This window comes from Nostoc punctiforme PCC 73102, assembly GCF_000020025.1.
Classification (GTDB): Bacteria; Cyanobacteriota; Cyanobacteriia; order Cyanobacteriales; family Nostocaceae; genus Nostoc; species Nostoc punctiforme.
This window is the reverse complement of the sequence record NC_010628.1, coordinates 997,756-1,022,280: the sequence shown is the minus strand read 5'-3', so window position 1 is coordinate 1,022,280 and position 24,525 is coordinate 997,756. Positions and strand designations below refer to the sequence as shown.

15 protein-coding genes are annotated in these 24,525 nt (G+C 40.9%); 10 read left to right on the top strand and 5 right to left on the bottom strand.

Going from position 1 to position 24,525, the window contains the following annotated elements:
- Positions 1-553: 553 nt before the first annotated feature.
- The 4 genes from NPUN_RS04400 (at position 554) to NPUN_RS04385 (ending at position 8,930) form a co-directional block, all read left to right on the top strand.
- Positions 554-1,399, top strand: coding sequence for a DUF92 domain-containing protein (locus tag NPUN_RS04400; protein ID WP_012407626.1), 846 nt, complete (start codon positions 554-556; stop codon positions 1,397-1,399).
- A 400-nt stretch (positions 1,400-1,799) separates the two neighbouring features.
- A complete protein-coding gene (locus NPUN_RS04395) occupies positions 1,800-2,582 on the top strand; it encodes a peptidylprolyl isomerase (RefSeq protein WP_012407625.1) in 783 nt (260 codons plus the stop codon).
- Positions 2,531-5,230 carry a type I secretion system permease/ATPase gene (locus NPUN_RS04390; RefSeq protein ID WP_041565189.1) on the top strand — a complete coding sequence of 900 codons (2,700 nt, stop codon included), beginning with the start codon at positions 2,531-2,533 and terminating at the stop codon, positions 5,228-5,230. Before NPUN_RS04395 ends, NPUN_RS04390 begins: the two co-directional genes overlap by 52 nt.
- 277 nt (positions 5,231-5,507) lie before the next feature.
- Complete coding sequence (locus NPUN_RS04385) at positions 5,508-8,930, top strand: CARDB domain-containing protein (RefSeq protein ID WP_012407623.1); 3,423 nt, start codon at positions 5,508-5,510, stop codon at positions 8,928-8,930.
- A gap of 183 nt (positions 8,931-9,113) precedes the next feature.
- Here the strand turns inward: NPUN_RS04385 and NPUN_RS04380 are convergent, their stop codons facing one another.
- Complete coding sequence (locus NPUN_RS04380) at positions 9,114-9,581, bottom strand: double zinc ribbon domain-containing protein (protein ID WP_012407622.1); 468 nt, start codon at positions 9,579-9,581, stop codon at positions 9,114-9,116.
- Positions 9,582-9,658: 77 nt separating this feature from the next.
- Between NPUN_RS04380 and NPUN_RS04375 the strand changes: the two genes are divergently transcribed.
- From NPUN_RS04375 to NPUN_RS04365, 3 genes are all read left to right on the top strand, one after another.
- On the top strand, positions 9,659-10,573 hold the full coding sequence (locus NPUN_RS04375; protein WP_012407621.1) for a tyrosine-type recombinase/integrase: 915 nt from the start codon (positions 9,659-9,661) through the stop codon (positions 10,571-10,573).
- Positions 10,574-10,694: 121 nt separating this feature from the next.
- Positions 10,695-13,739, top strand: a complete 3,045-nt coding sequence (locus tag NPUN_RS04370; RefSeq protein ID WP_012407620.1) for a Tn3-like element ISNpu13 family transposase — start codon at positions 10,695-10,697, stop codon at positions 13,737-13,739.
- A gap of 315 nt (positions 13,740-14,054) precedes the next feature.
- Positions 14,055-16,034, top strand: coding sequence for a S8 family peptidase (locus NPUN_RS04365; RefSeq protein WP_012407619.1), 1,980 nt, complete (start codon positions 14,055-14,057; stop codon positions 16,032-16,034).
- A 182-nt stretch (positions 16,035-16,216) separates the two neighbouring features.
- Here NPUN_RS04365 and NPUN_RS04360 read toward each other — a convergent pair whose 3' ends face one another.
- Together NPUN_RS04360 and NPUN_RS04355 are read right to left on the bottom strand one after the other, a co-directional pair.
- The gene (locus NPUN_RS04360; protein ID WP_012407618.1) at positions 16,217-17,698 is read right to left on the bottom strand and encodes a beta-barrel domain-containing protein; all 1,482 of its coding nucleotides are present in this window, start codon (positions 17,696-17,698) and stop codon (positions 16,217-16,219) included.
- A gap of 98 nt (positions 17,699-17,796) precedes the next feature.
- Positions 17,797-18,672, bottom strand: a complete 876-nt coding sequence (locus NPUN_RS04355) for an SDR family oxidoreductase (protein WP_012407617.1) — start codon at positions 18,670-18,672, stop codon at positions 17,797-17,799.
- Between the two features lie 1,073 nt (positions 18,673-19,745).
- Between NPUN_RS04355 and NPUN_RS04350 the strand changes: the two genes are divergently transcribed.
- Positions 19,746-20,672 (top strand): GUN4 domain-containing protein, encoded by a 927-nt coding sequence (locus NPUN_RS04350; RefSeq protein WP_012407616.1) that lies wholly within the window; start codon positions 19,746-19,748, stop codon positions 20,670-20,672.
- A gap of 284 nt (positions 20,673-20,956) precedes the next feature.
- On the opposite strand, the gene NPUN_RS04345 is transcribed toward NPUN_RS04350, so the two are convergent.
- Both NPUN_RS04345 and NPUN_RS04340 read right to left on the bottom strand, forming a co-directional pair.
- The gene (locus tag NPUN_RS04345; protein WP_012407615.1) at positions 20,957-21,859 is read right to left on the bottom strand and encodes a S1 RNA-binding domain-containing protein; all 903 of its coding nucleotides are present in this window, start codon (positions 21,857-21,859) and stop codon (positions 20,957-20,959) included.
- 121 nt (positions 21,860-21,980) lie between these two features.
- Positions 21,981-22,721: a dienelactone hydrolase family protein gene (locus NPUN_RS04340; protein WP_012407614.1), complete on the bottom strand. Its 741-nt coding sequence runs from the start codon at positions 22,719-22,721 to the stop codon at positions 21,981-21,983.
- A 267-nt stretch (positions 22,722-22,988) separates the two neighbouring features.
- Between NPUN_RS04340 and NPUN_RS04335 the strand changes: the two genes are divergently transcribed.
- On the top strand, positions 22,989-23,972 hold the full coding sequence (locus tag NPUN_RS04335) for a GntR family transcriptional regulator (protein WP_012407613.1): 984 nt from the start codon (positions 22,989-22,991) through the stop codon (positions 23,970-23,972).
- Positions 23,973-24,096: 124 nt separating this feature from the next.
- Positions 24,097-24,516, top strand: a complete 420-nt coding sequence (locus tag NPUN_RS04330) for an FAD-dependent monooxygenase (protein ID WP_234711047.1) — start codon at positions 24,097-24,099, stop codon at positions 24,514-24,516.
- Positions 24,517-24,525: the final 9 nt, after the last annotated feature.

The following is a 24,525-nucleotide window of genomic DNA, read 5'->3' as shown; positions in this document are numbered from 1 at the left end:
TTTGATTGTCGTCAACTTGAACACAGTTTTAGCTGACAATAATTTATATCCTTGATCCTTATAACTAAAACTAGGGACTGAGTATAACTTGAGTCACTGCACCTTGGGCTAAGGACTTCGCCCTACATTTACATAATTTACACTTAATTCTTTAGGTGACTACTTTCTCTTGTGCAGGTATACTAATAATTTATGTTTGCCTAGGCAAGACACTCAGTAACTTAAATTTCAGAGCTGACAACTTTATGATAGATGGTGTATTGAGAACTTTACGTAACATAATAAAGTGCTTTGGATAAGTTACTAGAAGAGTCTACCCAACTAAACAAAATTTTTGCATTTTGTTTAATCTACCTCCTTTAATAAATATTGCAGTGTATATGTAAAACGTTGTTTGTAGTTTTACACTCAGCTTTAAGAGCGATCGGATGCAATTCAGTTAACAATACAAACATATTACTTTAACTGGAGAGGTTTCAGGAACTAAGCACTAAGCATGACAAATCCGTTATTCTGTTCATGTTAAGACAAAATTACTCATGATTAATTGCTGATGTCATCCTTAATTGATTCTGTTAATCCCTGGTTGGTGGCAGTAGTATTAAACACAATTCTATTGGGTTTAGCTTGGATTGCTCCGAAAAAGCTACTTACGCCTGCTGGATCATTTCATGCGTGGTTTCTGGCTATCCTAATTTGGGTAACTCTAGGCTGGCAAGGATATACAGTAGTAATGTTTTATTTTCTGGTTGGTTCTGGTGTTACCCGCATCGGGATGGCGCAGAAAGAGGCTGAAGGAATTGCCGAAAAGCGTTCTGGGGCTAGGGGCCCGGAGAATGTCTGGGGTTCAGCTTTGACCGGGGCGCTGTGTGCCTTGGGAGTAGGGATAATAAATTCGGGATTTATTTTACCTAGTTCCCAATACTTCGACTTTGCTCAGTACAAGTCTTTAGTTCCCAATACTCCGGCTGCGCTCAGTACAAGTCTCCAGTCCCTATTATTACTAGGCTATGTAGCGAGTTTCAGTACCAAACTGGCTGACACTACCGCAAGTGAAGTTGGTAAAGCGTATGGTAAAAGCACCTTTCTAATTACCACACTCAAACCAGTGCCTCGTGGTACAGAAGGAGCTGTAAGCTTGGAGGGAACTTTAGCAGGTATCGTGGCTTCTGTAGCGATCGCATTTGTTGGTTGGGGAGTTGGTTTAATCGATCTATTAGGAGTCGCTTGGTGTGTACTGGCAGCATTTATTGCCACAAACTTAGAAAGTGTGATTGGGGCAACGTTGCAATCTAAGTATACCTGGCTGACCAATGAGGTAGTAAATATTTTTAATACATTAATCGGTGCGATCGCGGCTGTGCTACTTTCCTGGACATGGATAAATATCATTAAGTAGATCGAGTATTGGGAATTGGGCATTGGGTAAAACGGTTCCTCTTCTTTGAGTTCTGAGTAAAGAAGTGAGATTCTCAACTCAGCACTAAGCACGGGCTAAACGCCCCGCTACTGCTAACGGCACTCAATACCCAATACTCATGAGGGCCAGTGGTAGAAAATAAGCAATCTGCTTTACTACTGCACTAAGTCTGAAATTTTCAATCCTGTTTTGTCCCCACTAGACTGTAAACAGAATCATGGGAAATTATTATATTGAGTAGCTATATAATTTTTTGACCATTTAGATGTAATTAGTTCATAGAATCTTTATCATTTTTATTTATCAACGACCAGATGATCTCTATATGATTTAATTTAAAAGTTCTATAAGAGTTTTACCATTTTCACATAATTAATTCATGGAATCTTTATCATTTTTGACAATTAATGACCAAATAATTTCTATTGAGGAAGCTGTAAAGTACCTGCAAGCCTCTGGAAAATTGGGGCAGTTCATTGGAGATATTCTCCGCCAGCACGTAATTGAGGAAGAAATCCGAACACGAGACGATATTGAAATTGGTACAGCGATAACCGAACAGGCCATTATTGACTTTAGACTGAAAAATCAACTAACTGATCCCCAAAGTTTTCAAGAATGGTTAAAAACCAATAACACAGATTACGCCACATTTCACACATCAGTTACTTTTGGTTACAAGTTAGAAAAGCTGAAAGCTGTAGTTACGGAACCAAAAATCCAAGAATATTTTATTGAACGCAAAATCTTTTTGGATCGGATAGTACTATCTCGGATAGTTGTTAATAATCGAGAATTGGCAGACGAACTACAAACCCAAATTGAAGAAGGAGGTAGTTTTGAGCAACTAGCTAAAGAGTATTCACTTTCAGATGACCGAATTGTGAACGGCATGATGGGAATAGTCAGCCGAGGAAGTATGCCGGATATATTACGGGCTGCTATTGATGTGGCAAGTCCTGGACAATTAATAGGACCAATAGAAATCGTTGGCAAAGACTCTCCCCAAGGAGAAGGACCTTATGGTTTGTTTCGAGTAGAACAATTTCTGCCAGCGTCTTTAGAAGATACTCAACTCAAGCAAGCACTACAAAATGAGTTATTTGAGAAATGGCTAGCAGAGAAAATTCAAAAACTGACAGTCAAGCTACAAGTGAGTTAAAAATTCTGGATAATGAATCTTTACGATTAAAAGTGCTAGCTTCTTTGCCTTGGAATCAGCCGCCGCTATGCTGGCTGACTCCCGAGCAACAATCCCAATTGGAAAATGAGTGTCAAACTCGTCAGTATCGTTTGGGAGAAAAAATTTGGTCAAACGATGTCGGCCGTTACCAATTCTTAGTTGTGGCTGGAAAAGTTCGCTTACGAGAAGAGGGAGTTGGCAAACCTTTGGCAGCCCTAGATGTGGGAGATTGGTTTGGTGCTTTACAAAAGCTGTCTGCGGATTTTAAAGCTGTAGCTGCTAGCAAAGAAGTAGTAGTAGTGTGTTGGGATACAGCCCTGTGGACAGAATTTTCTAACCCACAAATTCAGGAATTTTGGCAAGTCTTACCAGTGGATATGGAGGGAGAAAGAGAGACATTTTCCTTCTCTTCCAATCCTTCAGTAACAGTCTCAGATGGGACTTCCAGCCCTCACAGCCTCCAACCCCAAAAACGACTCCCAGCCGCGAATTTAATCATCTCAAATTATCCATTTGTTGCTAGCTGGAACACTGCTGCTGCTTGTTTAACAATGGTGGCGCAACAGCTAGAAAACTCTGTGCAGCTGGAATGGGTGCAACGTCAACTCAGAGGACAACGCCCAAAACAGGTTGTGGAAGCAGGAGAAAAGTTAGGGTTAGTGATGCGGCGGTTACAAGTGAGTTGGGGTGAGTTGCGACAACTGTCATTTCCAGCTTTACTGTTGTGGAATTCTGACTCACCCCAGAGTCCATCCTGGGTGGTAGCTTATGGAGTTAAGGGTGATCGCTTAATTATCGCTAACCCTCTAAATCCCGATCGCATTTGTGAAAGCTTACCACAGTCCATAGTTGAGGCATCGTGGGATGGACGATTGTGGCAAGTAGAACTCATATCTAAACAAGAAACATTTAACCTTAGTTGGTTCACCCCAGCAGTTTGGAAGTATAAGGGATTACTAACAGAAGTATTATTAGCATCTTTTACCTTGCAGCTTTTGGGGTTAACAACACCACTAATTACGCAAGTAGTTATTGATAAAGTAATGGTGCAGGGGAGTTTGCCGACTCTTGATGTTATGGCGATCGCACTTCTTTGTGTAGCCATATTTGAGTCCGTACTTGGCATTCTGCGCCTATTCATCTTTACCCATACAGCCCGTCGTCTGGATTTAAGTTTATCAGCACAGTTATTTCGCCATCTGATGCGTCTGCCTTTGGCTTATTTTGAGTCGCGGCGCGTTGGAGACACAGTAGCACGAGTCCAGGAACTCGAACAAATTCGTCAGTTCCTCACAGGTACAGCATTAACTGTGATTCTAGATAGCATCTTTGCTGTGGTGTACCTAGCATTGATGTTTTACTACAACGTCCCACTCACCTTTGTGGCTTTAGCAGTACTGCCGCTATTTGCGACTTTGACGATAGTTGCAACACCAATTCTGCGTAACTGGCTCAACGAAACTTTTAACCGGAGTGCCGATAGTCAATCCTTTTTAGTAGAGACAATCACGGGGATTCATTCCGTTAAAGCCCATGCAGCAGAACCAGTAGCCCGCGATCGCTGGGAAGGCTTATTTGCTCGCTTCATCCGCACAGGTTTTAAAGCCTCTACCACCTCCAATATCAGCAGCAACATTGGTGACTTTCTCACTAATTTTTCCACCATGCTGATTCTCTGGTTTGGAGCCAAATTAGTCATCGAACAAAAGCTCACAATCGGACAGCTAGTTGCCTTTCAAATGCTATCTGGCAGAGTCACGGGCCCACTTTTGCGCTTAGTACAGTTATGGCAGACCCTCCAACAAGTGCTACTTTCTGTAGATCGCATTGGTGATATTCTCAACGTCTCCCCAGAAGCTGAACTGGGAACGGGGCTAGTTTTACCACCACTGAAAGGACAAGTCACCTTCGAGCAAGTATTTTTCCGCTACCGTCCCAACTTTGAAGCAATTCTGAGGGGAATCTCTTTCAATGCTGAACCAGGGCAATTTGTTGGCATTGTCGGACGTAGCGGTTCTGGGAAAAGTACCCTATCTAAGCTATTGCAACGTCTCTATCAGATTGAATCAGGACGCATTCTTATTGATGGTTTTGATATAAAAAGCGCCGATTTAGCCTCACTGCGGCAACAAGTTAGTGTAGTTCTCCAAGAAGACTTTTTATTCAACGGTTCCATTTTGGAAAATATCACTCTCGGTACTCCCGACATTACCGCAGAGCAAGTGGTAGAGGCGGCAAGACTAGCAGTAGCACACGACTTCATCAGTCAATTACCCTACGGTTACGAAACCAATGTGGGTGAACGCGGTACAGCTTTATCTGGCGGACAAAGACAACGTATTGCCCTCGCAAGATTATTTCTTTCCCAAGCGCCGATTTTAGTTTTAGATGAAGCTACCAGCGCTTTGGATAGTGAAACCGAACAACAAGTACTACAAAACCTGCAAAAAGTTTCCGCTAACCGTACCGTGTTTCTGATTGCTCACCGCTTTGCCCCTCTCAAACGCGCTGATTTGATTTTGGTATTAGAACAAGGCGTGATTGCCGAACGTGGGACTCACTCAGAGTTATTGCAACAAAAGGGTTTGTATTGGTCACTATATCAACGCCAGCAAGCAAACATTTAGTAGCTTTAACAAGCTTTTAATTTGTGCTTATTTGATACTTGAAAAGCAGCTTAAATATAGTCTTTGGCGAATGGAGTTACACTCTATTCGCCTTTTGAATTTCTTAAGTATGCAGAAAACTGTAATCTTACTTGCTAATTACGTGACTTTATAGTTAAGTGTATTTGTAGCACCTGTCTTACAAAGAAATATTTTCCGGCTCAATCCCTTATATATCAAGGATTTGAGTACTTATTATGGTGCGAATTTACTTGCATATACGAGGTGAAACAGCTTAATGTTTTTTACCAAAGACCGTAACTCTATTAATGAAAATTCTGGTATAAAAGCCAGCTTTCTACCATCAAAAAAATCTAATATTTTTGATAATCAGAATACTGACTCTAGCTTCAGTCTGAGTGGTGTAAATAGTTTTATATCCAGCGATCGCAGTAGTTATACTTCTACGGAAATCGACCCTTCCGGAGTTAAAAACAATTATGCCAAGAAGAGTAGTCACAACGGAAATGCTACTCAAGCGATCGCTGCTGCTATTCAGCCAGATCTGATAGCACGTAGCGTTTCAACTCCCAGTTCTGCCGCAGCTGGCAGTACCATTCAACTGAGCTATGAAATTGAAAACCAAGGCAATGCCAGTGCTGGTTATAGCTATACCAAGTTTTATCTGTCTCAGGATCTCTCTTTAGGGAGTGAAGATATATTTTTAGGCGATGACTACGTTGATAACATCCTATCTGGTTACTATCGGTCAGAGTCAACCACACTCACCATCGGCAATAGCGTCGCCGCAGGAAGCTATTATCTGGTGTATCAAGCCGATGGCTATAACTATGTTGCCGAAAGCAACGAAAACAATAATGCTGTTGCTGACGTAATTAATATTACTAAACCAGACCTGATAGTACAAAATACCTCAAATCCCAGTTCGGCGGCGGTTGGAAGTAGCATTCAACTAAACTATCAAATCAAAAACCAAGGCAATGCTAGTGCTGTTGCTAGTAACACCAAGTTTTATCTCTCTCAAGATTTAAATATCGGAAACGAAGATGTGTACTTGGGCTATGACTACGTTAGCGGCATTGCTGCGGGTAGTTATAGTTCCGAGTCAACCACACTCAGTCTTGGCAGTAACATCACTGCTGGGAATTATTATCTAGCATACATAGCCGATGGTGATGGGAATGTTGCTGAAAGCAATGAAACTAACAACGGTATTGCCGGAGTAATCACCATTACTCCAACTCAAAAATCAGACCTGATAGTTCAAAATACCTCAGCCCCTAGTACAGCATCAGTTGGTAGCACTATTCAACTAAGCTATCAGGTGAAAAATCAAGGTGTTGGTGGTGCTGTTGCAACTACCACCAAGTTTTATATATCCAAGGATAATGCTTTTAGTAATGATGATGTGTTGCTCGGCTCAGATGGTGTTAACGCTATTGCCGCAGGCGCTACTAGCTCAGAAACAGCATCGCTAATCGTTAACAATGCGATCGCTACAGGTAACTATTACTTGCTCTATCAAGCTGACGGCGCAGGAAGTGCTGTTGAGAGCAATGAAACCAATAACTTTGCTAGTAAAGCGATCGCTATTACCCAAGCAGACTTAATAATACAAAACGCTATAGCTCCCACTACAACAGCCGTTGGTAGCACCATTCAACTCAGCTATCAGGTGAAAAATCAAGGCGTTGGTGGTGCTGTTGCAACTACCACCAAGTTTTATCTATCCAAGGATAATGCCTTTAGTAATGACGATGTATTGTTAGGCTCCGATGGCGTTAACGCTATTGCCGCAGGTGCTACTAGCTCAGAGACAGCATCGCTCATCATTAACAATGCGATCGCCGCAGGTAACTATTATCTGTTGTATAAAGCCGATGCTAATGGCAATATTGGCGAAAGCAACGAAACTAATAACATTGTCAGCAAAGCGATCGCGATTAATGGCTCTCAACCAGACCTAATAGTACAAAATCCTTCGGCTCCTGCTAGCGCTAACATTGCCACTTCAATCCCACTCAGCTATCAAGTCAAAAACCAAGGTAACGGCAAGGCTACTTTTAGCTCTACATACTTTTATCTTTCCAAAGATGGAAACTTCAGCAATGATGATATCTATTTAGGTTCTGACTTAATTAATAACTTTAACGATCTTGCACCCTCTGCTGTAAGTTCAGAATCTACATCTTTGTACATCCCCAGCACCATTACCACTGGTAATTACTATCTGCTGTACAAAGCACAAGGAACTACTTCGTCATTGAAAGAAAGCAATGAAAACAACAATGTTGTTGCCAAAGCGATCGCAATTACTGCACCAGATTTGGTCATCCAAAATGCTACATCTGCTAGTAGTGCTGCTATTGGTACTACACTCCTAGTTAATTATCAACTGAAAAACCAAGGTACTGGCAGTACTGGAGGGAGTAAGACAAGTTTTTATCTTTCACGAGATACAGCATTTGGTGATGATGATATCAGTTTAGGTACTGAAATTGAGGGTAGTTCTACTCTGGCACCTTCTGCCGTTACTTCTCGCTCCACATCTATTACGCTTGCTCCTACTATTAGTGCTGGTAAATACTACCTGATATTTAAAGCCGATGGACCAGGAAATATTGTTGAAAGCAATGAAGGTAACAACGGCGTTTACATCAACACACCAATTACCTTAAATCCTGTCAATGGTGGCGGGTTTAACTCAACTACAGGTTATGGCTTAATTAATGCCGCCGCCGCCGTAGCGAAAGCTTTAGGTCAGAGTACGTTTGCTGATGTGACTGACTTGGGTGGTGATAATTGGGCAGCCGACGCAATTAAAGCACCAGAAGTTTGGGCAAAGGGATACACTGGTCAAGGTACGATCGTCGCTGTGATAGATAGTGGAGTAGATTACAATCACTCAGATTTGAGCGCTAATATCTGGAAGAATACCAAGGAAATCGCTGGCAACGGCAAAGATGATGATAGCAATGGCTACATTGATGATGTCAACGGCTGGAACTTCGTTGGCAACAATAACAATCCATTAGACGACAACGGTCATGGTACTCATGTTGCTGGTACTATAGCAGCAGTCAAAAATAACTTTGGTGTTACTGGGATTGCCTATAATGCCAAGATTATGCCGGTGAAAGTTTTGAATAGCGGTGGTCAAGGTACTAGTAGTGCGATCGCAAATGGTATTCGTTATGCAGTGGATAATGGAGCTAATGTTATTAACCTCAGCTTAGGTAGCTCTTCTCCTAACAGCGATGAAAAGTCAGCCATTCAATATGCTGCCAGCAAGGGCGCGATCGTCGTTTCAGCAGCAGGTAATGAAGGTGAAAATGGTGCAGTCTCACCATATTATCCAGCCCAATATGCAACTGATTGGGGACTGGCTGTTGGGGCAGTCTACTATAATCACGTATTGACCAGCTTCTCTAACCCGCCGGGAAAAACTCCACTGGCATACGTTACAGCTCCTGGAGCATACTTTGAAGGCGACCTGGATCTAGTTGCAGAAGATGGGCATCAATTAATCGGTATCCACTCGACACTTCCGGGCAATAAATATGGTTTTGAAGATGGAACGTCTATGGCGGCTCCTCACGTTGCCGGGGTAATAGCTTTGATGCTCAGTGCTAAGAAAGGTCTAACTGATGCCCAAGTGCGTCAGATTGTCACAACGACAGCAGCAAATAGCTTGGCATAGAATAATCACTTAAGTGTCGTTTATCAAAAGTAAAATAGAATTTTCTATACGCGGCAGAATGAGTGGCGTTTGCTGCTCATTCTGCCGCTTATTTTGTAATTAGGGGTAAATATAGCGAAGCTGTCACCAGGGGCAAGATAGGCTGAAAGTATTGTGGAGTCTGGGTTTGAGAAAAAGAGTTGATTATTGGATTTTAGCGGTTTTGACAGGCGTTTTATAAGCACAGCCACAAATTGGACAAAATCGGTGTCTCAAAGACAACACCAACTCACCGCAATTCGCACAGTTAGCTCGAATCGGTGTACCGCAGAGATAACAAAACTTGGCTTTGATATGACTCCACATAGGGTCAACCGCCGCGCCAGGATTCCAACATTGGGGACAAAACTTAACCCCTCTAACCTGAGATACTTCCTCACCCTTGATCACAGCATCAAAATATTCTTGAGGTACGCCAAGTGCGATCGCTAACCCTTGAAGTGTCCTACGATTAATTTTAAGCGTAAGTCCTCGCTCGATTTTCCCGACAGAGCGTCCATGTATACCAGCAGCATCCGCCAACTCAGACTGAGTTAAATTGAGTTTCTTCCTGACCCGTGACACGTAACTAGCAAGGGATTCATCGCTATTGGGAGTTTTAAAAGTATCCATAAAAAGCTCAGGGCTAACTCATAAAAAGATATATAATTTATCAATAAAAAACCAAGCGAGAGAATACAGAAACAACCGTGAAATCGGCTGTAACTTTAGCCACTGTCACGACCGAATTTCTAGAGCGTCCTGGTCTAGCACCAAGTACTAGAGAAACCTATGAACTGACCCTCGGACTTTTACTGCAAAAGTATGGAAGTTGGTCAATAGAAATTATCAGTAAGCAAACATTAGTTGAGTATCTAAATAATCTCAGTCATTTAAAATACACAACACACCACAAGCATCAAGCAATATTACAAAGTTTGCTTAACTTTGCAGTAGAACAAGGGTATATAAAATCCAACCCTATCCGGGGACTAAAACAACGTCTACCTGAAAGAGAGAAAGGCGAACATAAAAGCGACGAGACAATAAGATATCTAACACAATCACAACTAAATATACTATATTCTGCCGTAAAAGATGACTTACGTCTAAGTACGATAGTTCATTTACTGCATCGCACAGGATGCAGAATAGGAGAGCTTTTAGCCCTAAACATAGATTCTGTAGATATCAAGAACCAGAAATTTCAAGTATTAGGTAAAGGCAACAAACAACGCTGGTGTTTTTACAGTGATGACGCAGCCTCAATGCTTGCTAAATACTTGAAATACTCACGGCATCAAAATACGAATGCCTTGTTTACAGCACAACATCCAGTTACCCGAAAAGTAAGTAGAATCAGCTACCATACATTGCATGATTATTGGCGGGAGACAACCAATAAGTATCCACACCTTCAAGGAGTTCGCATTCACGATTTACGACATACATTTGCTACAGAACGAGTGGGGTTAATCAGTATTGAGGAATTATGCTCATTAATGGGACATGAAAGCATTCAAACAACTTTACGTTACGCTAAAGTCACCTCACAGAAATCAGAATCAGCTGCACGTCATGCCTTGAATATACTGATTAATTCCGACCAAAAAGCTGACCTTTAGGGCAATTATATAGAATCACTCAGTTCCAGTATGTTTTTCATCGAGAAACAGCATTTTATCTCAGTTAAAGATTGTTACCCCAAAGAAGATAGAATACTGTTTGGTTGAAGAGTGAGACTTAATGAAAAAAACCTGGCAGCCAGAAGAATTAGTAGAGTATTGGACGCTACTCCCTCTTGAATTAGCACTACTGAATCAGAAAAACGACGAAAATCGGTTAGGTTTTGCTATATTGCTCAAGTTTTTTGAGATTTATGCCAGATTTCCTGAGAATAATCAAGAAATCTCCCAAAATGTTGTTGATTATGTTGCCAAACTTTTAGATATTTCCCCCCAAAAGTACTCTTACTACGATTGGCAAGGACGCTCCATAAAATATCATCGCGCTCAAATTAGAGAATTCTTTGGATTTCAAGAAACCAAAGTTAGTGATGCTTTTGAGTTAACTAATTGGTTAGCAGAACAAGCACTAATTTATGAGTTAAAATTTGAACAGCTAAAACTTGCAGCAGTAGCGAGACTACGGAATTTAAAACTTGAACCACCGACAGATTCCAGATTAGAACGTATCATTCGCTCTGCTATCAGAAATTTTGAATCTAAATTTTTTCGGGACATAACTTCCCAACTATCTAACCAATCTAAAAAGTGGATAAATGATTTTTTGAAAGAGAAAGCTTCCGATCAGGAATTAGATGATACCACACAAACAAATCATGATAAACAACTGAATAATCCAGGAGATATCCAATTATCTCAACAGTTAGATGACACGAATAACTCAGAAATAAACACTGAAGTGACTAGATTAACATGGGCTGAATTAAAAACAGACCCAGGGAGAATTGGTGTAGAAAGTTTTCAAAAGGAAGTTGCTAAATTAGAGATTTTTGAGCAATTAGAATTACCAACAGACTTATTTAAAAACATCTCTACCAAAGTTCTCCAAGTCTATAAAAGTCGGGTAATTGTTGAACATCCTCGTGACTTACGCCGTCACCCAGAACATATTCGCTACACACTATTTACAGCTTTTTGTTGGCTCAGAAGTCAAGAAGTTATAGATAATTTAGTAGAGTTACTCATTCAGATTGTCCATCGCATAGGTGTGAATGCAGAAAAACGTGTAGATAAAGAGCTTATTCAGGATTTTAAACGGGTTCATGGGAAGAATAATCTACTATACCAAATGGCAGAAGCTTCCTTGAAAACACCTGATGGCACAGTCAAGGATGTGATTTTTCCTGTAGTAAGTGAAGTGACTCTCAAGAATTTAGTGAAAGAGTATAAATCTACAGGGAATGCTTACCGTGAGAAAGTTTATACGGTGATGCGCTCTTCTTATGGTGGATATTATCGGCGAATTTTACCGTTAATTTTAAACAAGCTCGAATTTCGTTCAAATAATGAAGTTCATCGTCCAGTTATTCAAGCGATATCTTTACTAAAAAAGTATGCTGATAGTAAACAGCGTTATTATGATGCTGGAGAAGATATACCCATTGAGGGGGTATTACGTAGTGGTTGGCAAGAAATTATATTAGAGACGGGAGCAGACGATGAAATCAAAGTTAATCGCATTAATTATGAGTTGAGCGTGCTGCAAGCATTGAGAGAAAAGCTGAGATGCAAGGAAATATGGGTTGTAGGAGCTAATCGTTACAGAAACCCTGAAGAAGATTTACCTGCTGATTTTGAGGCGCAAAGATTAGAATATTTCCAAGCTTTGAAACAACCATCCGATGTAGAAGTCTTTATTGCTAATTTACAGCAATCTTTGGAGCAATCATTAACTTTACTGGATAAAGGAATACCTAAAAATAGTTTAGTCACACTTAAAACGACAGGCAAAAGTCGAATTTGTGTTTCTCCTCTGAATCCTCAAAATGAACCGACTAATTTGACTAGGTTGAAAACTGAAATTACTAGGCGTTGGCGCATGACTAGCCTCTTAGATATTCTGAAAGAGACTGATTTGCGAGTTAAGTTTAGCCAACACTTTCAGAGTGTATCAACACGAGAGGTTTTAGGCGAATATACTTTACAAAAACGCTTGCTACTTTGTTTATATGGTTTAGGAACGAATACTGGATTAAAGCGTTTAAGTGATGAGATTAAAGGCGACAATTATCAAGATTTACTCCATGTTAAGCGTCATTTTATTCAGAAAGAACAATTACGTAATGCTATTGCCTGTATTGCAAATGCAATTTTTACTGCCAGAATTTCTACTATTTGGGGAGAGGGTACAACCGCCTGTGCTTCTGACTCGAAAAAGTTTGGTGCTTGGGATCAAAACTTAATGACTGAGTGGCACATCCGTTATGGTGGAAGAGGTGTGATGATTTATTGGCACGTTGAGAAGAATTCTGTTTGTATTTATTCACAGTTAAAAACTTGTTCTTCTTCTGAAGTGGCAGCCATGATTGAAGGATTATTACGCCACTGTACTGAGATGAAAGTGGAGACAAATTATGTGGATAGTCACGGTCAAAATGAAGTGGCTTTTGCTTTCTGTCATTTACTGGGTTTTCAGTTAATGCCGCGTCTTAAACGTATCAATGTTCAGAAATTATACCGTCCTTCAACTGGAAATAATGATGCTTATCCAAACTTGCAACCTATTTTAACTCGCGCTATTAATTGGGATTTAATTCGCCAACAATACGACCAAATGGTGAAGTATGCTACTGCTTTGCGTTTGGGTATGGCAGAAACTGAAGCCATCTTAAAGCGTTTTACTAGGGGTAATTTATTACACCCTACTTATCAAGCCTTGGCGGAATTGGGCAAGGCTGTAAAAACTATATTTTTATGTAAATACCTGCATTCGGTTGAACTGCGACAAGAGATAAATGCTGGACTCAACGTGGTGGAGAACTGGAATAGTGCTAACAGTTTTATTTTTTACGGCAAGGGTGGGGAGATTGCTACTAATCGTTTGTCTGACCAAGAATTAGCTGTGTTATCTCTGCATTTACTCCAGATATCTTTGGTATATATAAATACGTTGATGATTCAGGAGGTTTTGTCCCAACCACAATGGATGAAGTTGATGAAGTTGGAGGATTTGCGGGCGCTTTCGCCTTTAATTTGGGGTCACGTTAATCCCTATGGTACTTTTCGTTTGGATCTTAATGTCAGGTTGCCAATTGAGACGGGGTAAATGTGTCTAAAAATACGCTTTGTTCGTATGTCTCTTAATCTTATAGTCTGAAAGTCATCCACCGCAGTACTTTCAGCCTATCTTGCCCCTGGTGACAGCTTCGCTATATTTACCCCAATTAAGCGTATTCTAAATAGCTGTTCGCAAAAAGCATGATTATCATCATACTTTTTTGGTAATAAAATTAGCATTTTATTATTAAATTTCATAGTACTTATTAACAATACGGCTTATTTACTCATTAAAACTTTTGTTTAGTAAAAGTTTTAACGATTCTAGCTGTTAAAAAACATTTCTAACTTTGAGAAAAAAATTATGCTCAATGATAATACTAATAACACTTTGTTTTCTACTAATAAAAGCTTAAATTCTACTTCAATCTCTTCATTAGATACATTTAATACTAAGAATGACTCCAGCCTCAATAGCATACGTAGTAGCTACAACTCAGCCGATTCTGATGTGCAGTTACTAAATAATAGTGACTACGAAAATAACAGTAACGCTACGACTAATGCTTTTACCACGCAAAGTTATAACTCCACCAATGGCTATGGTTTAATTAATGCAGCAGCAGCAGTGGCTAAAGCTACTAATCAGAATACCTTTGCTGATGTTCCTGATCTTGGTGGTAATAATTGGGGAGCAGACCTTGTTAAAGCACCAGAAGTTTGGGCACAAGGATACACAGGTAAAGGCGTTGTTGTCGCTGTTGTAGATACTGGGGTTGACTATAACCACGAGGATTTAAAAAATAATATCTGGACAAATACCAAGGAAATTGCGGGTAACGGTATAGATGATGATGGCAATGGCTATATTGATGATAATTACGGGTGGAATTTTGCGGATAAAAACAACAACACACTAGATAACAATGGTCACGGTACTCATGTTTCTGGCACGATCGCAGGAGAAAATAATAACTACGGTGTCACTGGTATTGCTTATGATGCCAAGATTATGCCTGTCAAAGTTTTAAATGAGTCTGGCTCTGGTTCCTATAGTTCTATAGCTAAAGGTATTCGCTACGCTGTGGATAATGGAGCTAATGTGATTAACCTCAGTTTAGGAGGCACATCTTCCAATCGGACTTTGGAGTCAGCCATTAACTATGCCAGTAGCAAAGGAGTGATTGTCGTCATGGCAGCAGGTAATGATGGTGAATCATCACCAGACTATCCCGCCCGCTATGCATCCAAGGCGGGAATTGCTGTTGGGGCAGTAGACAAAAATAATAATATGGCGGATTTCTCTAACCGCTCTGGAACAAATCAAATCTCTTATGTCACAGCCCCAGGAGTCAAGGTTTATTCATCAGTTCCGAATAATCAGTATGCCACTTATAGCGGCACATCTATGGCTACTCCCCATGTTGCTGGTGTAGTTGCCCTGATGCTTAGTGCTAACCCCAGCCTGACTGATGCCCAAGTACGTCAGATTGTGGCAGAAACATCAGAAAATAGTACACAAAGTACAAACTCTAGTTTAAATATTTCTAATGTTAGTTCTTTGGCAAAGCAAGTGATGTCTACGACGGGCTACGCAGACACAGCAGCAGATAGTTCACAAAGTATAACCTCTAGTTTCAATATTTCTAATGTCAGTTCTCTGGCAAAGCAAGTGATGTCTGGCGACAACCTGCTACATATCGACGCACAAACTGCAAATTATTTGACATCACAGAAAATTTCTAGTTTGAATAATTCCGATGTCGGTTCTCTAATTGGTCAGACTATTACAGAAACAGCAAAATATCTCACACCAGAGACTATTGCTAGTTTGAATAATTCCGATGTCAGTTCTCTAATTGGTCAGACTATTACAGAAACAGCAAAATATCTCACACCAGAGACTATTGCTAGTTTGAATAATTCCGATGTCGGTTCTCTAATTGGTCAGACTATTACAGAAACAGCAAAATATCTCACACCAGAGACTATTGCTAGTTTGAATAATTCCGATGTCGGTTCTCTAATTGGTCAGACTCTTACAGAAACAGCAAAATATCTCACACCAGAGACTATTGCTAGTTTGAATAATTCCGATGTCGGTTCTCTAATTGGTCAGACTATTACAGAAACAGCAAAATATCTCACACCAGCCGAAGGTAATAATGGATTAAGCAATTCAGAATTATGGTCACAATTTCAAAATTATGAGAAAATTTTGAGCAGTATCAATATAGATAGCAACGATGATAATAAAGATGAGAATAATGTTGATTTTTGGAAACTACTAGAGGGAATGCAAAAACAAATGGATCAGTATAAAAAATTCTTAGGTATCGCTTAAAAATTATAGCGATTTGTAGTTGATTTAAATACTAGTCGGTTAGAAAAATCAACCAACCCACTTGTCTGCTGTGAATGAATTTAGGGGTTTAGCAATGCTAAACCCTTACGTTTTAGGTGTGGTTTGTGGGATGCGTAGGCATCACTTTTGAAATAGTTATAAGAACAAGAGAGGCTACAAACCTATCTAACAGAAAATGCCTCATTGAACCGCCGCGTTACAGGCTCAGTAATAAATGTCAAAATTGACTTTTTACGAGTGACAATTTCACCTGTAGCAGACATACCTGGTGTAAATTCTACCTCTTGACCACGTACATTAACAGAATGTTTATTTAGCTTAATTCTTGTAGGAAAAACTAAGCCCAATTCTTTATCAATAATTGCATTCGGACTGACTTGCATGACTTCGCCATCCACAACGCCAAATTCTTGGAAGGGGAAAGTCGCCATTTTCACTTTTGCCTTCATTCCTTGACGAATAAACCCAATATCGCGGTTGAGGACTTTCACCTCTAAGAGCATTTCTTCCCCTTCTGGCAAAATTGACAGCAATTCTTCACCAGATTGGACTGGCCCTTTGGTGGCTTTGACTCTGTAAATTGTACCGGCAACGGGAGCCTCAATCGTTTCTAAAGCTTGCTGCTTTCTCGCCTGCTCTAATTGACCTTGAACAGTTGTCAGTTCTTCTTTACGCTTGTTGAACTGAGTTAAAATTTCACTTTGGCGTTCTGATGCGATGCGCTGGGCCTGACTACGAGCAGCTTTGTAAGCTTGTTCTGCTTGGTGAATTTCTTGGGCTTGGGCAGCAATATCTTTTTCTAATGATGTGACTTTATCTTGAGCCTCTGTTATTCTATTTTGGGCATTAGTCACTTCATCTTGCGATCTGGTAATTTCTGTCTTTGCACGAGTCAATCTTTCTTGAGCATCCAAGTAATCGACACGAGGTACAGCACCAGGAGTAATTAGGGTGCGTAAGCTTTTTTCTCTTTCTTGTGCAAGTGCCAAATTACTTTCAATTTTAATTCGGATGCTATCTGCGTTGGCAAGGTTGGTTTTGGCATTAGCAAAGCTGCTTTTGGCATTAGCTAAGTTGTCTTGCAATCGAGTCAAGCGGACTTTGGCTTGATTGATGAGTGCTATTTGGCGATTTGCTTCTGCTTCTGCTCCTGCTTGACGCGCTTGGTAGTCTTGCAGGCGGGAAGTTAAAAGTTCATCTTGTAGTTTCGTCCCAGTGGTTTTTCCTCCAAGACGTTCTGCATCCAAACGTTGCAAATCGTCTTGAATCAATCTAGTTGATTTGGCTAGGCGGGAAACATCAGTTATTTGCAAGTCAGGGTCTTTTTGAATCAGAATTTGACCTTTGGTGACGCGATCGCCTTCTTGCACTTTCACACCGACAATTGACCCCCCACCCAAGGATGTCACTGGTCTAACCTGTGTGGAAGCAATTAATTCCCCTGGTGCTGTTGCTACTTCATCTATTTGCGAGAAGTACGCCCAAGCGATCGCTCCAAATACGATGACGCTCATTGTTCCGGCTAATAACCTCGTGTACAGGGGTGGCAATTCCTGTACCGCCTTCCCCAATTCATAAGTGAGTTGTTCTTCTGGTTGGGCGAATCGCTCTTTTGTCTGACGTGCTTGAGCAGCATTTACCATATATTTTTATCCTTTTTTATTTGTCATTAGTCATTTGTCCTTTGTCATTTGTTTTTGGTGATTCACCAATGACCAATGACTAATGAATTGTGTTTAATTCAAACTGCTAGATAACGCCGCAAAAAATTTTCTAATGTCTCCAATTGGAAGTTAAAAATCGCTTCTAAATTGGCAATTTCATCTTTTGTACAGAAAAATTCATTTGCTAGCAATGTGCGATAAGTTCCCAAAGCTTTTTGGACTTGGGGATTAAATAAACCCAATGCACCTTGTAATCCATCAATAAAAAATAGTGGTGAATTAATTATTACTGGCTCTTTGGCGAAAATCCGACCAAAAATCCGGGGAATATCTTCTCGTAATAAAATCTCCGGGCCTCCCACTGGTAAAATCTGGTTACGAGCGCCTGCAACTGTCACAGAATCAACTATTATCCTTGCCAAATCATCGGTGCTGACAATCGAGGTACGGTTTTTGCGATCGCCAATCAGCAGATACAATCCCGTTTCCCGAAATCGTTCTACCAGTGGCAGCAAGTTAGATGCTAATCCAGATGGGCGTAAAATTGTGTAATTTAAGCCACTAGCTGCCAAATATTGCTCTACTGCTCGTTTAGCTTTGAACACAGGAGCATCTTCATATCCGCGATCGGCTCCCAATACCGAAATAAAGACAAAATGCTCTACACCATTGGCTTTTGCTTGGTCAATCAGTTCAATATTGGCGCGGTAGTCTAAAGATAAAGCATCGCTATCAGAACCGTGAGCGCTGATAATATACTTCACACCTTGACTAGCTTTTTGAATATCTTTTTCCCGCAGTAAATCACCGATAAAGATTTCTGCACCCCGGTGTTCTAACTCGCTGTAGCGCGAGGTAAGGCGGACAAATGCCCGCACAGACTGTTCTCGTTGCCGTAGCAGTCGCACAACTCTGCGACCAATTCCTCCCGTTGCTCCAGTTACTAGAAACATATAAATACCTAAATTGAATAGTTGCAGCGTTTATAGTTGTCAAAATGCCCGATATATGGTCAAGATATCCTCACGCCAACTAAGCCAATTGGTCACACCTTATTTATCTTAATCTCAAAAAATTATCCCCGACATTTTTGTAGATGCAGGGGATGGGGTAATAAAATCAGTTTTATTGGCTCAAAAAGTCGATAGCTTGTTCAAGTGACATCTTAGCCTTGTGCAAGTTCAGCAGAGTTTCTTGCTGATATCGGTCAGGATAGCTCATTTTTCTGCCATATTGCTTTCTCAATATGCTTGATTACTTGCGGAGAACACCAAAATGAGAAGGCAAATACAGCTTTTGAGTAAGTAAAAGGAGCTTTTGCTTGCTCAAAATACTGAAATGAGAAAGCAAACAGAGCTTTTTAGTAAGTAAAAAGAGCTTTTGCTTGCTGAAAATACCGAAATGAGAAAGCAAACAGAGCTTTTGAATAAGTAAAAGGAGCTTTTGAGTAAGTCAAATGCCACTTTGCTTATTAAATTCGACTTAATTCATTTTTGTGATGCATTAACTACTAACTTAAGTTCAATACAGACCTAACCCCCAACCCCTTCTCTGCAAGGGAAGGGGAGTAAAACTCAAAGCCTCTCTCCTAAAAGGCTACGGTGTACACACAAGTCTGGAATAGCTTATTGACCAAGGTTTTACCCCACCCTAACCCTCCCCTTGGAAAGGGGAGGGAACTAGATTTCCGGCTTCCCCCCTTATAAAGGGGGGATTGAGGGGGGTAATAGGACTTTTGTGTACACCGTAGCTCCTAAAAGGAGAGAGGTTAGACTGTATTGCATAGAAACGAGAAGCACTATATTTTTCATTAGTCCGAAGAGGCGGACTTTGTTTGTATAAACGTGAATCAGCTTCGTTAGGATTTAAATTAGTACTAATATCCCAGGTTTAGTTGCTTCTTACCTAGAATTTAAGGCATTCTATATGCTGAAGTTGGAATCGTTGAAGAAGGATTTAAAGCAGTAAGTATAATGCGTTGGCAATTATTGTCGATATAGAGAAGTAGGTGTAAGGAGACTTATAGATGAGTGACGAAGATCAGTTTGATATCTTCCTTTGCCACAATAGCAAAGACAAACCTGAAGTTATAGAAATTGCTCATGAATTAACAAGACAAGGAATTAAACCTTGGCTAGATAAATGGGAACTTCGTCCTGGTTTAGCATGGCAGTCTTTACTAGAAGAACAAATAGAAAATATTAAATCAGCAGCAGTTTTTGTAGGTAGCAGTGGACTTGGCCCCTGGCAAAGTCAAGAGATGAGAGCTTTTTTAAACGAATTTGTAGAGAGAAACTGTCCCGTGATTCCCGTTTTGCTTGGGAATACACCACAGCAGCCTAAACTCCCAGTTTTTCTTAGGGGTAATACATGGGTTGACTTTCGGACAGACACTGAAGCTATGGGGCAGTTAATTTGGGGTATTACTGGAAAACGACCAGAGCGAAAACTAAAACTACAGCCAGTAATTCAAGTCGATGACCTCAGTTCTGAGAAGGGAGTAAACTACACGCGATTGCGAGATTTGCTAGCAGCAGGCAAGTGGAAAGAAGCGGATGAGGAAACTTTAGCTGTCATGCTCAAGGCATCTAGTAGGGAAGAGGAAGGCTGGTTTGATATCGAATCCATCAATAATTTTCCCTGTACTGACTTACGTACTATTGACCAACTTTGGGTAAAATATAGTGATGGGCGCTTTGGCTTTAGCGTTCAGAAAAACATTTATCTAAGTGTTGGTGGGAAGGCTGACGGTGAATATTATAAAGAAGTCTGGGAAAAATTTGGCGATCGTGTAGGATGGAGAGTTAAAGGATACTGGATTGATAATGAAGATGTAGCTTTTAACACTTCAGCATTTGAGGGACACCTCCCAGATTGTTTGGAATTCAAAGAGGGGCTTGGGGAGGAGGTATTCTCTTTTCTCGCGTCGAGACTTGTGAACTGCAACATTTAAGCACTTCAGACTTTTATAAATATTTATAATAGGTTTGTTTTCTACGAATTAATAAACATTCCAGAGATACGATATCTGGCACTGGCGGTTGATAGCAATTTAAGCACTAAAGTGCTTACTACAAACCCTTAAAACTAGCTTTATAGACTACCAGAAAGGAGTCTGAAAAAAGTTTTCCCAATTACAATCCCCCATATCTTTGTAGATACAGGGGGGAGTATTAACAATTCAAAATTGTTTCACATGGGGATTTAAACGCTTTGTGCAAGCAGCTCACTTCAAAACTATTCAGCAGCTTTGTTATTAGCTCTATTAGCACGCGCCTCAGCCGAAGCCATCACCTCATCCATATTCTCTAGCACTTCACCAGGGAAGTTTTCTAGAACTCTGGTAGAAAGAGCAACCCGCCCTTTACCTTCATCCAAGTCAATAATTACAGCTTTAATTGGCTGACCAACTTTAAATACCTTTTCTAATGAGTCAATGAATTTTTGGCTTACCTGCTTGATATGAAGCAAAGCCCCCATACCATTTAAATCGACAAACACACCAAAAGGTTTGATGCCAGTAACTTTACCTTCCACCAGTTGACCTAGTTCTAATAAGCTGAAGTTGCTAGAACGAGTTGCTAATCGCTGAGAAAGGATGAGTTTGTTGGTATTTTTATTAATTTCCAAAAAGCCCACAGTCAGATTTTGACCTTTGAGTGCGTCTAAGTTATCACGCTCTGCCAAGTGCGATCGCGGAATAAACCCCCGCAAAGAGAGAATATCGACGGTGACACCACCTTTATTCACACCCATAACCCGTACTTGCACAGTCTGAGCATTTTCCTGCATTTCAGCCAGTCGTTCCCAGATGTGCTGAATTTCCAACTGCTTGCGAGAAAGGGTGACTTGACCTTCTGCATCCTGATCTCGGATAATCAAAAACTGCATTTCCTCTTGCAATGGCAGCACTTCCGATAAATCGGTAACTGCTCTCAAAGAAGCCTCATCGCGCGGTAGAAAAGCTGACGACTTGCCACCAATATCGACATAAGCTCCATCATGGTCAAGTTGGAACACTTTGCCATGTACAACCTGTCCCTTTTGAAACTGGTAGTCGTGTTTTTCTAGCGCTTTGGCAAAATCGTCCATCGTAAATGACGAATTGGCTGTTTGAGAAAGTTTCGATTCGGAATTCATGACTTTTGAAGATTAATTGTTATTTGAGATGGTGCAACTGGGTTTAGATTGTCATTAGTCACTTGTCATTTGTCATTCGTCAGTTGTCCTTTATTATTCACTAATGACTAATGACTAATGACTAGTTCAGTTGACTAAAGAGTTGTTTGGCTTGCTCCCAAGCATCAGCAGCAGCTTTAGGATTATAACTGGCACGAAGGTCACAGAAAAATCCGTGATCAGCTCCATCGTAGCGAAACACACGATGAGGAATTTTATATTTTTCTAACTCTGCTTCAATCTCATCTACTTGTTCGGGTGGGATGCTAGCATCTTCTTTACCAAAGAAGGCATAGAGAGTGCCTGGAATCTCTCTGGTGCGGGTAACAGTGGGAGGACCACCTCCTGGCGTGCGGGTGGTAATTCCAGCACCGTAGAAGGAAGCCGTAGCTTTAATATCTGGTAAAGTGGCTGCAAGATATGCGACATGACCGCCAAAGCAAAAGCCAATACAGCCAAAACTATCTTTTTTTACTTGGGGCAGATTTTTGAGGTAGTCAATTGCTAATTGAATATCGCTCAATAACTCTGAGGCTTGAGTTTGCATGGCATAGCCTCTGCCCGTTTCAATATCTTCGGGTGTGTATCCGGTTTCAAAGCCAGGAGCAGTGCGTTGAAAAAGTGCAGGTGCGATCGCTACATACCCAAGTTTGGCAATCCGTTCTGTAACATCCCGAATGTGAACGTTGACACCAAAAATCTCTTGTAAGACCACGATTCCTGGGTAAGATCCAGGTTCTTTTGGTTCTGCCAGATATGCTGACACTTGAATATTATCTTGCAAAAGATTAACCGTTGTGGTAATTATTGCTTGCTCTGCCATAATAATTTTTACCCGTGTTATGTGATTAACGGTGTGTTTGTTTGATATAACTATGCCAGTATCCCGAGGTTATTTCCAATAGAATTACCAAATACCATAGTGAGCGCATTAAAAATTTCTACCAGAAAAATTTTATTTGTAAATCAAATATTTTGATATGTAGCAAATACAGCTGGTCACTAAAGGAGTGCTATGTATAAAAGTAAATATTTAATACCAAAAACTCAGCACTTATCACTCAGCACTTAGTATTCAGGAGGTTTGGTGGTGATTCAATTCCGTATTCAGCCAGACAGCGAAATTCCCGCATCAACCCAGCTGTTTAATCAAATCCGCTTTGCGATCGCTTCGCGGCAATATCCCCCTGCTTACAAATTGCCAAGCACACGGGCGCTGGCAATGCAAACGGGATTACACCGTAATACCATTAGCAAAGTTTACCGTCAACTGGAGGAAGACGGATTTGTTGAAAGTATGGCTGGTTCGGGTATTTATGTTCGTGCCCAAGGTCATGAGGGCGGTAGTAGGCTGCAATCACCAATTCTCAAACAAAACCCTGATGCATATCAAGTTGTCCAGCAAGCACTTGACGATCTGCTCTCTCAAGGATGTTCGCTCAATCAAGCCAGAGAGCTATTTTTAGCAGAAATCGACTGGCGCTTGCGTTGTAGTGCGCGGGTACTAGTTGCAGTTCCATCCTATGACATGGGTGCTGGTGAGTTGATGGTCTATGAATTGGAGCGATCGCTAAAAATCCCAGTGCAGTTAGTAGCAATGGAAGAATTAACAGCAGTGTTAGATAAAACTACCTCTGCGACAGTAGTCACAAGTCGGTATTTTATTAGTAATGTGGAAGCGATCGCAGCTCCTAAAGCTGCACGGGTAATTCCTCTGGATATCTACGACTACAGCAAAGAACTCAGCCTCTTGAAAACCCTACCAAAAGAAAACTGTGTAGGCATAGTTAGCCTCAGTTCCGGGATTGCACGAGCAGCAGAAGTCATCCTCCACGGTCTGCGGGGAGATGAACTATTAGTGATGACTGCACAACCAAAAGATGCTTATAAACTTCAGGCAATGGTTAAACGGGCTGAGGTAATCATCAGCGATCAAGCCAGTTTTGGGGCAGTGCAAGCAGCCGTACAAGCATCTGATGAAGATATTATTCGTCCACCGAAGCTGATTAAGGTTGAAAATTATATCGGCACTAACTCGATTAACTTGCTAAAACGAGAACTAGGTTTGAGTTAATTACGACTTACGTAAAATACTCTCAAACTCTCATTTCTCTGTGTTCTCTGCGCCTCTGTGGTTCGTTATTCTGGAACTAGTGCAGAACACCTTTGAGAACAACCAATACGGGAGGGCTAAGGTAGTGCAGATTGTGATTGTAGGCGCAGGTTATTGTCCCCAATGGCACGCACCAGGGGTATTGCTTCTGGGTGACGCGGCACACCCAATGTCTCCTGTCCGCGCTCAAGGAATTAATTTAGCATTGCGTGATGTGATTGTCGCTGCTAATCATCTTGTGCCGTTGTTGCACAAAGAAGCCGAACACCAGGACATTGATATGGCACTATCGCACATCCAAGCAGAACGTGAGCCAGAAATTATCCGCGCCCTGCAACTCCAGTTAGAGGAAGCTAAACAAGGCGAACTACTGCGAAAAAATGCACTGTTGCGATCGCTGTTGAGTCAACTCGCTCCCTTGCTCCGTAAAATAATTAAAAAGTCTTGGTTAAAGCGACAATATAAAATGCGTCAAGGTATCACACAGGTACACTTAACTGTCTAAAAACCACTA

What these genes read in the sequence shown, in the direction of transcription:
- NPUN_RS04345 (WP_012407615.1), bottom strand. Translation starts at nt 21,859, where the DNA reads ATGAATTCCGAATCGAAACTTTCTCAAACAGCCAATTCGTCATTTACG.
- NPUN_RS04355 (WP_012407617.1), bottom strand. Translation starts at nt 18,672, where the DNA reads ATGTTTCTAGTAACTGGAGCAACGGGAGGAATTGGTCGCAGAGTTGTG.
- NPUN_RS04385 (WP_012407623.1), top strand. Translation starts at nt 5,508, where the DNA reads ATGTTTTTTACCAAAGACCGTAACTCTATTAATGAAAATTCTGGTATA.
- NPUN_RS04395 (WP_012407625.1), top strand. Translation starts at nt 1,800, where the DNA reads ATGGAATCTTTATCATTTTTGACAATTAATGACCAAATAATTTCTATT.
- NPUN_RS04350 (WP_012407616.1), top strand. Translation starts at nt 19,746, where the DNA reads ATGAGTGACGAAGATCAGTTTGATATCTTCCTTTGCCACAATAGCAAA.
- NPUN_RS04370 (WP_012407620.1), top strand. Translation starts at nt 10,695, where the DNA reads ATGAAAAAAACCTGGCAGCCAGAAGAATTAGTAGAGTATTGGACGCTA.
- NPUN_RS04365 (WP_012407619.1), top strand. Translation starts at nt 14,055, where the DNA reads ATGCTCAATGATAATACTAATAACACTTTGTTTTCTACTAATAAAAGC.
- NPUN_RS04340 (WP_012407614.1), bottom strand. Translation starts at nt 22,721, where the DNA reads ATGGCAGAGCAAGCAATAATTACCACAACGGTTAATCTTTTGCAAGAT.
- NPUN_RS04380 (WP_012407622.1), bottom strand. Translation starts at nt 9,581, where the DNA reads ATGGATACTTTTAAAACTCCCAATAGCGATGAATCCCTTGCTAGTTAC.
- NPUN_RS04400 (WP_012407626.1), top strand. Translation starts at nt 554, where the DNA reads ATGTCATCCTTAATTGATTCTGTTAATCCCTGGTTGGTGGCAGTAGTA.
- NPUN_RS04360 (WP_012407618.1), bottom strand. Translation starts at nt 17,698, where the DNA reads ATGGTAAATGCTGCTCAAGCACGTCAGACAAAAGAGCGATTCGCCCAA.
- NPUN_RS04390 (WP_041565189.1), top strand. Translation starts at nt 2,531, where the DNA reads ATGGCTAGCAGAGAAAATTCAAAAACTGACAGTCAAGCTACAAGTGAG.